The organism is Halobacterium sp. CBA1126 (genome assembly GCF_009741975.1).
GTDB lineage: Archaea > Halobacteriota > Halobacteria > Halobacteriales > Halobacteriaceae > Halobacterium.
This window is the reverse complement of sequence record NZ_WPCF01000029.1, coordinates 16817-28387: the sequence shown is the minus strand read 5'-3', so window position 1 is coordinate 28387 and position 11571 is coordinate 16817. Positions and strand designations below refer to the sequence as shown.

Annotated in this window: 7 protein-coding genes and 4 pseudogenes; 10 read left to right on the top strand and 1 reads right to left on the bottom strand. The window is 71.3% G+C overall.

Going from position 1 to position 11571, the window contains the following annotated elements; translation table 11 throughout:
• The 7 genes and pseudogenes from GJ634_RS06090 to GJ634_RS06060 form a co-directional block, all read left to right on the top strand.
• A pseudogene (locus GJ634_RS06090) lies at positions 1 to 207 on the top strand (prephenate dehydrogenase); the annotation flags it as partial.
• Positions 194 to 1585 carry a small ribosomal subunit Rsm22 family protein gene (locus tag GJ634_RS06085; protein ID WP_157501180.1) on the top strand — a complete coding sequence of 464 codons (1392 nt, stop codon included), beginning with the start codon at positions 194 to 196 and terminating at the stop codon, positions 1583 to 1585. The pseudogene GJ634_RS06090 and the gene GJ634_RS06085, both read left to right, overlap by 14 nt.
• Positions 1586 to 1647: 62 nt before the next feature.
• A complete protein-coding gene (locus tag GJ634_RS06080) occupies positions 1648 to 2127 on the top strand; it encodes an Lrp/AsnC family transcriptional regulator (RefSeq protein WP_157501177.1) in 480 nt (159 codons plus the stop codon).
• A 132-nt stretch (positions 2128 to 2259) separates the two neighbouring features.
• On the top strand, positions 2260 to 4437 hold the full coding sequence (locus GJ634_RS06075; protein ID WP_157501174.1) for an amino acid permease: 2178 nt from the start codon (positions 2260 to 2262) through the stop codon (positions 4435 to 4437).
• 73 nt (positions 4438 to 4510) lie between these two features.
• A pseudogene (surE, locus tag GJ634_RS06070) lies at positions 4511 to 5295 on the top strand (5'/3'-nucleotidase SurE).
• Positions 5296 to 5323: 28 nt separating this feature from the next.
• Positions 5324 to 5911: a GNAT family N-acetyltransferase gene (locus GJ634_RS06065; protein WP_331714017.1), complete on the top strand. Its 588-nt coding sequence runs from the start codon at positions 5324 to 5326 to the stop codon at positions 5909 to 5911.
• Between the two features lie 67 nt (positions 5912 to 5978).
• On the top strand, positions 5979 to 6212 hold the full coding sequence (locus GJ634_RS06060; RefSeq protein ID WP_157501171.1) for a hypothetical protein: 234 nt from the start codon (positions 5979 to 5981) through the stop codon (positions 6210 to 6212).
• A 9-nt stretch (positions 6213 to 6221) separates the two neighbouring features.
• Here GJ634_RS06060 and GJ634_RS06055 read toward each other — a convergent pair whose 3' ends face one another.
• Positions 6222 to 6860: a hypothetical protein gene (locus GJ634_RS06055; RefSeq protein ID WP_157501168.1), complete on the bottom strand. Its 639-nt coding sequence runs from the start codon at positions 6858 to 6860 to the stop codon at positions 6222 to 6224.
• Positions 6861 to 6952: 92 nt separating this feature from the next.
• On the opposite strand from GJ634_RS06055, the gene GJ634_RS06050 reads away from it, so the two are divergent.
• The 3 genes and pseudogenes from GJ634_RS06050 (at position 6953) to GJ634_RS16920 (ending at position 11515) form a co-directional block, all read left to right on the top strand.
• Positions 6953 to 7435, top strand: a complete 483-nt coding sequence (locus GJ634_RS06050) for an Lrp/AsnC family transcriptional regulator (RefSeq protein ID WP_157501165.1) — start codon at positions 6953 to 6955, stop codon at positions 7433 to 7435.
• A gap of 218 nt (positions 7436 to 7653) precedes the next feature.
• Positions 7654 to 9136, top strand: a pseudogene (locus GJ634_RS06045) (proton-conducting transporter membrane subunit).
• Between the two features lie 64 nt (positions 9137 to 9200).
• Positions 9201 to 11515: pseudogene (locus GJ634_RS16920) on the top strand (DUF2309 domain-containing protein).
• Positions 11516 to 11571 lie beyond the last annotated feature (56 nt).

The following is an 11571-nucleotide window of genomic DNA, read 5'->3' as shown; positions in this document are numbered from 1 at the left end:
GCCGACGACGTGCCCGAGGAGCTGGCGACGCCGGTCTACGAGGACCTCGCGGCGCTCGCGGACCGCGTGACCGGCGGGAACGCCCGCGTGTACGCGGACATCCAGGACGCCTTCGACGGCGCCGCGGACGTCGCCGCGGCGGCGGAGCGGCTCGCGGACGCGGACCGCGACGCCTTCGAGGAGGTGTACGAGGATGCCGGTCGATAGGGAGGCGGTCCTCGACTCGGCGAAGTACCTCCGGGGCGTGCGGCCGCTGGACCCGGACGAGCTCCGGGAGTACGTCGCCGACCAGCCCCACGAGGCGGTCGTCCGGCAGGTGCTGCGCGAGCACGCTGCGGACCTCGGCCTCGTGGAGCGAGCGGACGGCACGTTCGTGCCCGCGAGCGGCGACCCCGTCCACCCGGTCTTCGATGGCGTGGACGCGCTCCCGCGGGAGTACGAGCGCGTCGTCGAGGACCTGCTGGTCGAGCGCTGGGGCCCGGACTGGCACCGCGGCGACTCCGGCGCCAGCCTCCGGGAGACGATTCGGCGGTTCAAGGAGGACTACTACCGCCAGCACGCCGTCGAGTACGACTACGACGTCGCGCTCGGGTACGCGGTCTACCACCTCGCGTCGTACTACGCCGCGGTCCAGTACGCGCTCGCGGACCTCGCCGAGGGCGGCCTGCTCACCGACGACCTGCGGGTGCTGGACGTGGGCGCGGGCGTCGGCGGTCCCGCGCTCGGCCTCTTCGACTTCCTCCCGGAGGACGCGCTCGTGGAGTACCACGCCGTCGAGCCGAGCGACGCCGCGGACGTCCTCGAGGAACTGCTCGCGGAGACCGGGCGGAACGTCCACCCGACGATTCACCGCGAGACCGCGGAGGCGTTCGACCCCGACGGCGAGTACGACCTCGTGCTCGCGTGCAGCGTGCTCAGCGAGCTCGCGGAGCCCGTGGAGACCGCGCAGACGTACGTCGACGCGCTCGCTGGCGAGGGGTCGTTCCTCGGGCTCGCGCCCGCGGACAAGCACACCAGCACGCACCTCCGCGAGGTCGAACGCGACCTCGAATCCCGGGGTGCGACCGTTTACGGCCCGACGCCGCGGCTGTGGCCGGGCGAGCGGCCGACCGACCGCGGGTGGACGTTCGACGAGCGGCCGGCCGTCGAGCAGCCGAGCTTCCAGGAGCGGCTCGCGGGCGCCAGCCAGCGCCCCTCGGAGTTCACGCACACCGAGGTCCGGTTCTCGTACTCGCTGCTGCGGACGGACGGCGTCCGCCAGCACGACGTCTCGCTGTCCGCCGACCGGCTGCTGAAGCTCGCGGACGCCGACGACCGCGTGACCGACCGCGTGGACGCGGTGCTCGCGAAGCTCTCCCGGAACCTCGCCGACGAGGGCGCCAACCCGCTGTTCAAGGTCAGCGACGGCAGCGAGGACGAGGACTGCTACGCGGTGCTCGTGCGGCCGACGAGCCTCAACCGCGACCTCCGGCGCGCGGACTACGGCGACCTGCTGTCCGTGGAGTCGGCGCTCGTGCTGTGGAACGACGACGAGGGCGCGTACAACCTCGTCGTCGACGAGGAGACGGTCGTCGACGCCGCGTAGCGCGGCGGACGACCGGCTACGGGAGGGCGTATTTTATGCGGGTCCGCCCGCGAGGACGACCCATGACACTCGAAGGGCTCGACGACCTCGACAAGCAGATACTGTACGCGCTCCAGCGGGACGCCCGCGGCACGTCCTCGCAGGACATCGCCGACAGCGCTGGGGTCTCCGCGAGCACGGTCCGCAACCGCATCAACCGCCTCGAGGAGCGCGGCATTCTGCGCGGCTACCACGGCGACGTCGACTACGAGCGGGCGGGCTACCAGCTGTACACGCTCATCGTCTGCACGGCGCCCGTGCCGCGCCGCGAGGAGCTGGCCGAGGCCGCGCTCGGCGTCCCGGGCGTCGTGCGCGTCGAGGAGGTCATGACCGGCGCGGAGAACGTCCACGTCTCCGCCGTGGGGACCGACAGCGACGACCTGAGCCGCATCGGCCGGGACCTCGACGACCTCGGGCTGGAGGTCGTCGACGAGGACCTCATCCGGAGCGTCCACGCCGGCCCGTACGAGGGGTTCGACACCGGGTTCGAGGACGAATCGTAACTGAAACTCGCGTATTCTGACGACCTCGCAGAAACTCCGGTTAGTTTATGCGGTTCCGTCCGGGAGTCGTAGGTGAGAGCGACCCGCGAAGCGACAGGTGGGCCCGCCGACGGGCCCGGACCAACACACGCCATGAAAACGCTCGAACGAGACCTCGGCCTCGGCGCCGTCTTCGCCATCAGCGTCGGCGCCATGATCGGCAGCGGCATCTTCATCCTCCCGGCGCTCGCGCTCGGCATCGCCGGCCCCGCAGTGATACTCGCGTACCTGCTGGCGGGCGTCTGCGTCGTCCCCGCCGCCCTCTCGAAGTCCGAGATGGCGACCGCGATGCCCGAAGCCGGCGGCACGTACCTCTACATCGAGCGCGGCATGGGCCCCGTCCTCGGCACCATCGCGGGCGTCGGCACGTGGTTCTCGCTGTCGTTCAAGAGCGCGCTCGCGCTCGTCGGCGGCGTCCCCTACCTCGTGTTGCTGTTCGACCTCCCCGTCAAGCCCGTCGCGCTCGCGCTCGCAGTCTTCCTCATCCTCGTGAACCTCCTCGGCGCGAAGCAGACCGGCCGCCTGCAGGTCGTCATCGTCTCCGTGATGCTCGCCGCGCTCGGGTGGTTCGTCGCCGGCAGCGCGACGAAGACCCGGCCCGCGAACTACCAGGACTTCTTCGCGGGCGGCGTCGAGGGGCTGCTCGCCGCGACCGGCCTCGTGTTCGTCTCCTACGCGGGCGTCACGAAGGTCGCCAGCGTCGCCGAGGAGGTCGAGGACCCCGGAAAGAACATCCCCATCGGCATCCTCGGGTCGCTGGCGTTCACGACCCTGCTGTACGTCGGCATCGTCGCCGTGATGGTCGGCGTCACGGAAGCCGGTAGCGTCGCCGGCTCCGAGACCCCGATGGCGGTCGCCGCCGAGGTCACGCTCGGCCAGTGGGGCGTCTACGCGGTCATCGGCGCGGCGCTGCTCGCGCTCGTCTCCACCGCCAACGCCGGCATCCTCTCGTCGTCCCGGTACCCGTTCGCGATGAGCCGCGACCAGCTCGCGCCGCCGACGTTCGCGGAGGTCCACGAGCGCTTCGGCACGCCGACGACCGCCATCACGCTCACCGGCGCGGTCGTGCTCGTGCTCATCGCGTTCGTCCCCATCCTCGAGATCGCGAAGCTCGCGAGCGCGTTCCAGATTCTCGTCTTCGTGCTCGTGAACCTCGCGCTGGTCGCGTTCCGCGAGGGGTCGACGGACGGCTACGACCCCGAGTTCGAGTCGCCGCTGTACCCGTGGATGCAGGCGTTCGGCGTCGTCAGCGGCGTCGTCCTGCTCACGCAGATGGGGCTGGTGGCGCTGGTCGGCGCGCTCGGCATCACCGTCGGGAGCGTCGCGTGGTACTTCGTCTACGCGCGCTCGCGGGTCCGCCGCGAGGGCGCCGCGACGGACGTCATCCGGCAGCGGCTCGGCCGCGACGTCCTCGACGAGACCGAGGCGTTCGTCGACGAGGACTTCGTGGACGCGCCCGAGGTGCTCGTCGCGCTCACGCGGGACGCCGACGCCGACCGCGAGCGCGCGCTCCTGTCGATGGCAGCCGACGTGGTCCGCGGCCGCGACGGCCGCGTCGTCGTCGTGCGCTTCGACGAGGTCCCCGACCAGGCGCCGCTCGAGCACGCCGCGGAGGTCCAGTCGCCCGGCGACGTCCGGTTCGAACAGCAGACCAGCGCGCTCGCCGACGAGTTCGACGTCCCCGTCGAGTACGGCGAAATCGTCAGCCACGACACCAAACACGCCATCGTGAACTACGCCGACCACCGCGGCGTCGAGGCCATCGTCGCCGAACACGAGCGCCTCCGGCTGCGGTCGCGGCTGCTCGGCGACCCCATCGACTGGGTCGTCCGCCACGCCGGCTGCGACGTCCTGCTCGTGGAGAACCGCGGCTACGACGCGCCACAGAACGTCGTCCTGGAGGGCGACGGCGGCCCGTTCGACCCGGCGGCGGTCGCGGTGGCTGACGCCATCGCGAGCCACACCGGCGGCCACGTCACCCTCTGGTTCCAGCTCGACGGCCAGCCCGACAAGCGCCAGCAGACGATCCAGTCCTACCAGGACGAACTCGCGGCGATGCTCTCCGTGCCCGTCCACACGCACGACCCCCGCGCGGACGGCGACGCCCTCGACCCGGACGTCCTGATTCGGACGGGCGTCCAGACGCGCATCCACGGCGGCCGCGGCCGGCACTCGCCGACGGCCACGGACTGCACGGAAATCACGGTCTACCCCCGGGACTCGCGGCGCCCCGGGTTCCTGCGTCGGGTCGTCGAACGCGTCGTCTTCTGAGGGCGCCGACACGCTTTTTCCCCGGCGGAGTGACTCCCCGCGTAATGACAGCCGCGCCGGGGGCCGTACGGGGATGACCGACGAGCCCGAGATTCTCGTCACGAACGACGACGGCATCGACGCGCCGGGGATTCGCGCGCTCGCCGAGGGACTCGACGACGTGGGGAACGTGACGGTGGTCGCGCCGGCCACGGACCAGAGCTCGACCGGCCGCGCGATGTCCCGGGAGGTCGCCGTCGAGGAGCACGAACTCGGCTACGCCATCGACGGCACGCCCACCGACTGCGTGGTCGCGGGGCTGGAGGCGCTCGGTCCGTACCCGGACGTGGTCGTCGCGGGCGTCAACGAGGGCGCGAACCTCGGGATGTACGTGCTCGGGCGCTCGGGCACTGTCAGCGCCGCCGTCGAGGCCGCGTTCTTCGGCGTGCCCGCGGTCGCGTCGTCGCTGTTCCTCACCGAGGCGGACTTCGGCGAGCGACGGAGCCGGCGGACTACGCGACCGCCGTCGACGCGACCACCTACCTCGTCGAGCACGCCGTCGACGCGGGCGTCTTCGAGCACGCGGACTACTTGAACGTGAACGCGCCCCACCCGGGCGCGGACGCGACCGGCGAGATGGTCGTGACGCGGCCCTCCCACGGCTACGACATGACCGCCGCTCGGGACGGCGGCACCATCACGCTCCACGACCGGATGTGGGACCGCATGGACGAGGGCGACATCCCCGACCCGCCGGGGACGGACCGCCGCGCGGTCGTCGACGGCCACGTCTCCGTCTCGCCGCTCACCGCGCCCCACACGACCGAACACCACGAGGCGCTGGACGCCCTCGCGGAGACGTACGACGACTCTGGCTGAGTCGTCCTCGCAGCCAGCTATTTGTGCCGTGGGTGGGAATACCACGCTCGATGTCGTCGCCGCCCGAGGGGGTCGTCCAGCGAGTCGCGGGGCTGGCCCGCCGGCTCGTCGCCCGGCTCCGCCCCGAGCGCATCTCGCTCACGCCGCCGCCGTTGACGTTCACGGACGCGAGGACCGCGAGGTCCGCGTCCGCGCCGCCGAGGATGACGATTTCGAGTCGCTGGTGGCGATGTACGACGACTTCGACCCCGCCCAGCGCGCGCAGGGGACGCCGCCGCTCGGCGAGGACGCGATTCGGGACTGGCTCGACGACGTCCTCGACGGGCCGAACGTCGTCGCGCTCGTGGACGGCGACGTCGTCGGGCACGTGATGTTCGTCCCGGACGGCACCGGCCGCCACGAGCTCGCCATCTTCGTCCACCAGGACTACCAGCGCGCGGGCGTCGGCACGCACCTCCTCGCGGCCGGCCTCGAACACGCCCGCCAGGAGGGCGTCGAGTACGTCTGGCTCTCCGTCGAGTCGTGGAAGCGCGGCGCCCAGCGGCTCTACCAGCGCGCCGGCTTCTCCACGGTGAACCCGATGGGCGCCGCCCACCGCATGTCGCGGTACCTCTGAGGCCGCGCGCCGCCCCGCGGCCGCGCCCCCCGCCAGCATTTATAGTGATGTGAACGAGTCACTCGGTATGGACGACGTCGACTTCGACGAGCTCGTCTCGTCGCTGACGCCCCGCGAGGAGAACAGCGCGCTCAAGTCCTACCAGAACACCGTCTCCGTGTCGTGTCCCGCCTGCGGCGACCCCTTCGACGACCTCGTCGTCTGCAAGGACAACCCCACGAGCCTGAACCTCTCGCGGCAGCTCGACCTCTGCGTCGGCGTCGACGACGGCCGCGCCGTCATCTTCACGCACAAGCCGTAGACCGCCGGCTCAGTCTCCGTCCACCGTCACGGAGAGGTCGTCCACGTAGTGGGTGGCGTCGGCCTCCCAGATGACGGCCGTCCCGACCGCCAGGTAGAGCGTGTCCGTGGACAGCTCCGGGGTCGTCCACTCGAACTCGTAGTCGTGCCAGCCGTCCGCGAGCCACAGCGGCTCCCGGAGCCCGCCGTACGGCGTCTCCCCGACCTCCGACGTGTTGACGCCCGGCTGCGGGAAGTCCTCCTCGACCTCGGGCGGCTCCGGGCCGAGGCGCATCAGGGCGTGCCGGATCGTGTTGAACGACTCCGACTCGCTCCAGAACTGCCCCTCGACCTCGATCTCGTAGGCCTCGCCGGGCTCGACGGACACCGGGTGGACGGCCCACGTCACGCCGTCGTCGTAGCTCCCCTCGTTCCAGACGCGCAGCGACCGGTCGCCGGCCGCCGCCTCGGCGTCCGAGACGTCGACCGCCCAGTCGAACTCCGCGAGGTCGACCTCCGGCCCGATGGCCGCGCCGGTCTCCCAGCCGCCGAGCCCGTCCTCGAAGCTCTCCGTGAACGCCGCCTCCTCGTCGTCGCCCGGCACGACGCAGCCGGCGAGGCCCGCGACGCCCGCCGCTGCACCAGCCCGCAGCACGTCTCGCCGATTCATCTACGACGGCGTACTCCGGCCGGCGGCATAACGGCACTGGCGGCTCCGCGCCAGCCGAAACCCCTTGTGTTCCCGCGCGCTACTCCCACAGTATGGCCGACTACGAGCTCGACGACGTCGACCGCGAGATACTGTACGCCCTGCAGGACGACGCGCGGAACCTCTCGTCCTCGGAGATCGCCGAGCGCACGGACGCCTCCTCGAGCACCGTTCGCAAGCGCATCCAGCGCCTGGAGTCCGAGAGCGTCATCAAGGGGTACAGCGCGGACGTCGACTACCAGACGTCCGGCTACCCGCTGCGGATGCTGTTGTTCTGCACGGCGCCGATTCCCGACCGCGGCGAACTCATCGAGGACATCCTCGACATCCCGGGCGTCATCTCGGTGCAGGAGCTGGTCACGGGCGAGAAGAACCTGCTCGTGACGGCGGTCGGCGAGACCGACGACGACATCACGCCGGTCGCGCAGGAGCTCCTCGAGATGGGACTGACCGTCGCCGACGAGGTGCTCGTCCGCAGCCACGAGACCACGCCGTTCGACGACTTCTCCTCCGAGTCCGACGCGAACGGCGAGTAGCGGCGCGGTGTGCCGTCAGTTCGGCCGCGTTCGCCCACGACCGAATCCTTCATGATTTACCATTCTGTTCTTGGGTTTCGCTAATTGGAACGTTTTGGTAAGACCAAAGCCTATAATAACCAGTACGTTCGTGTAATCGAGTAGAGAACGTCACCTCGGTTGCCGCGACCGGCCTCGACGGCCGCGCGCGGCGCCGACCGGTGGCGAACCCACGAACGATGACTGACCACCCACGCTCCGACGACCCGGTACAACTCCCGGAAACCGCCGCGTCGCGCTCGGCGGTGGGGCGAGCCGCGACGTGGGCGGTCTGGGCGCTGTTCGTGCTCAGTCTGGCCGCGGTCGCGCTCTCGGTCCGCACCGGCGCCGAGTGGTCGCTGGCCGGCTACCTCGTCGTCGACGGGCTCACGGTCGTCGTGTGGACGGTCGTCACGTTCTTCAGCGGCGTCGTCCACTCGTTCTCCCGCCGCTACATGGCCGGGGACGCCCGCGTCGACCAGTTCTTCGCGCGGACGTTTCGCGTTCACGCTCGCGGTCGGCGTCGCGGCCGCCGCCGACCACGTCGCGCTGTTCGCCGCCGCGTGGCTCGCCATGGGGCTGGCGATGGCCTCGCTCATCGGCCACGTCCGCGGCTGGGAGCAGGCGCAGGCCGCCGGCGCGCTCGCCCGCCGCTACTTCGTCGCGGGCAGCGCCCTCCTCGCCGGCGCGCTCGCGGTCCTCGCGTGGACGACCGGCACGACCTCCATCGCCGGCATCGTCGCACAGGTCGGCAGCCCGTCGGGGGTCACGTGGCTCGCCGTCGGCGGCCTGTTCCTCGCGGCGATGGTCCAGTCCGCGCTGTTCCCGTTCCACAACTGGCTGCTGTCCTCGATGACCGCTCCCACCCCCGCGTCCGCGCTGATGCACGCCGGGTTCGTCAACGCCGGCGGCATCCTGCTCGCCCGCTTCGCGCCGGTGTTCGCGGATGCGACGGCCGCGATGTCGCTGCTGGTCGTCGTCGGCGCGGCGTCCGCGCTGCTCGGGCAGGCGCTGTTGCTCGTGCAGACCGACGTCAAACGCGAACTCGGCGCGTCCACGGTCGCCCAGATGGGCTTCATGATTCTCCAGTGCGGGCTCGGGTTCTTCGCGGCTGCCGTCACCCACCTCGTCCTGCACGGCTTCTACAAGGCGTACCTGTTCCTCTCCTCGGGCGCCACAGTCGAGCAGACCGCCCCAGAGAAGAGCGCTGGCGGCGACTCGGGCGCGTTCGAACTCGCCGTCGGCCTCGCCGCGGCACTCGCCGGCGGCGCGCTCTTCGTCGCCATCACCGGCAAGGGCGCGGAACTGGACTCCGGACTGTTCCTCGCCTTCGTGGTGATCCTGACCGTGCTGCACGCGGCACGCAACGTGCTCGACCGCTCGCAGCTACCCTCGCGGCTCGAACTCGCCGTGCTCCCGCTGCTCGTCGTCGTGCCCGTCGCCGTCTACGGATTCCTCTACAACGCCTTCTCGGCGCTGCTGGCGGGCGTGCCCGCGACCACCGCGCCCACGGAGCTGACGGCGGTCCACGTCGCCGTCGCCGCGCTGTTCGCCGGCGCCTACCTCGCCGTGGAGCTCGGCTGGCACCGCTCCAGCAAGCGCCTCTACGTCGCGCTGCTGAACCTCTCGCAGCCCGCCCCGGAGACCGTGCTGACCGCGAAGGAGGACTACGATGACGCCTGAGGAAACCCACTACCTCGACGACAGCATCGAACGCGCGGCCGAGAACGTCGGCTCCGTCTGGCCGCTGCACTCGTTCGTCACGGCCAACCCCCTCTCGGGGTTCGAAGACCGGCCGTTCCACCGCGCGGTCGCGGACGCCGAGCAGCTGTTCGGCGGGCGCGGCTACCCCCACGCGTCGGTTTTCCGCGCCGCGTGGGAGCGCGGGCAGATCGACCCGGAGGTGCTGGCCGACGAACTGGCCGCCCGCGGCTACGACCGCGAGCCCGAGGCGCTGCTGGACGAACTCGAAGCCCGCGAGGACTCGGACGGCGAGGAGCGCGACCCGGCGACCGAGGCAGTCGACCGCGTGCTCTCGAAGTGGCTCGCCGCGTTCCTCGACCACGGGAACGCGGAGTGGCCGATGCCCGACCGCGAGCAGGGGTTCTACGCGGCGTGGCGCGAGGTCGCGCCCTACGACGACGAGGTGCCCGGCCTGAACAGCCCGGCCGACGTCCCGGAGACCCCGACCGACGCCATCGAGGCGGCTCTCTCGGACTACCCGCAGGGCGAGTGGGAGCCGATATTCGAGGCGCAGCTCGCCGCGCTCCCCGGCTGGACGGGCTTCGTGAAGCAGCGCGCCGGCGACGACGCCGACGCGTGGCAGTCCGAGTACCCGATTTCGCTGACCGACTACCTCGCGGTCCGCCTGCTGCTCGCGGACGCCCACGACGCGCCGCTCGAACCGGCCGAACCGACCGAGCCGGCCGACGACGCGGTGCCGCTCCCTGAGGTCTGGCTGACCGCGTGGGAGAAGAGCCACCGCGATCGCCTGCTGGACGCCGTCTCCGAGCCCGAGGAGAGAGCTACCGGGGACCGCCCGGAGGCGCAGCTCGTGTTCTGCATCGACACGCGCTCGGAGATCATCCGCCGCCACGTCGAAGCGGTCGGCGACTACGAGACGTACGGCTACGCGGGCTTCTTCGGCGTGCCGATGCGCTACCAGTCCTACGACGGGGAGACGGCGGTCGACGCCTGCCCGCCGGTCGTCGACGCCCAGCACCGCGTCGAAGACCGCCCCGCGGCCGACGCGGCGGACCGCGAGCGCTTCGATCGCTGGCGGAACGCCCTGACCGCGGGCAAGCAGACCCTCAAGGACCTCAAATCGAACGCGGCGACGGCGTTCAGCTTCGTCGAGAACGCCGGGCGTGGTACGGCGCCGCGCTCGCCGCGCGCACGCTGCTCCCGGGGCGCGTCTACGACGTGGTCCACGACGCCGACTACGCGCCAGACGACCACGAGTTCTGCGAGCCGACCGTCGACCACGAGCCGGACGCCGACGGGGACCTCCCCTCGGGGCTGCGCCTCGACGAACAGGTCGAGTACGCGGCGTCCGCCTTCGAGCTGATGGGCTGGGAGGAGTTCGCCCGGCTGGTCGTCTTCACCGGCCACGCCAGCGAGACGACGAACAACCCCTTCGACTCGAGTCTGGACTGCGGCGCCTGCGCCGGCAACCCCGGCGGCCCGAACGCCCGCGTCCTCGCGGCCATCTGCAACGACCCGGACGTGCAGGCCGAACTCCGCGACCGCGGGTTCGACGTCCCGGAGGACACCGTGTTCCTCGCGGCCGAGCACAACACGACGACCGACGAAGTGACGCTCTACGACGGCGACGTGCCCGCGAGCCACCAGTCCGACCTCGAACAGCTCCGCGACGACCTCGAACGCGCCCAGACCCGCGCGGCCGCCGAACGCACCGAGGCGACCGACGCCGAGGGGGTCCGCGAGACCGAACGCCGCGCCGCCGACTGGGCGGAGACCCGCCCCGAGTGGGGGCTCGCCGGCAACGCCTCGTTCGTCGTCGGACCGCGCGAGCTGACCGCCGACGAGGACCTCGACGGCCGCACGTTCCTCCACTCCTACGACTGGCGCACCGACGCGGACGGCGACGCGCTGGAAGCCATCATGACCGGCCCGCTCGTGGTCACCCAGTGGATCAACAACCAGTACTACTTCGCCACCGTCGACAACGCCGTCTACGGCAGCGGGTCGAAGGTCACCCAGAACCCCGTCGGCAACGTCGGCGTCTACCAGGGCAACGGCGGCGACCTGATGACCGGGCTGCCGCTCCAGTCGCTGTACGCCGACGCCGACACCCCGCACCACCAGCCGCTGCGCCTGTCTGCAGTGATTCACGCGCCCGTCGACCGCGTGAACGACGTCCTCGGGAGCCACGACCAGCTCACCCAACTGCTCGACAACGGCTGGATTCAGCTGACGGTCGTCGACCCCGAACAGGACCACGCCGCGCTCCACTACCAGGGCGACCTGGAGTGGGCGCCGATTCGCGGCGAACGCGAGACCGTCGAACCGGCACCGGTGTCGAGCACTGCGGCGGACTAATCGGCGTCGAACAGTTCGTGGCGGATTCGGGCGGAGAGCGGCTGTCAGCTACTGAT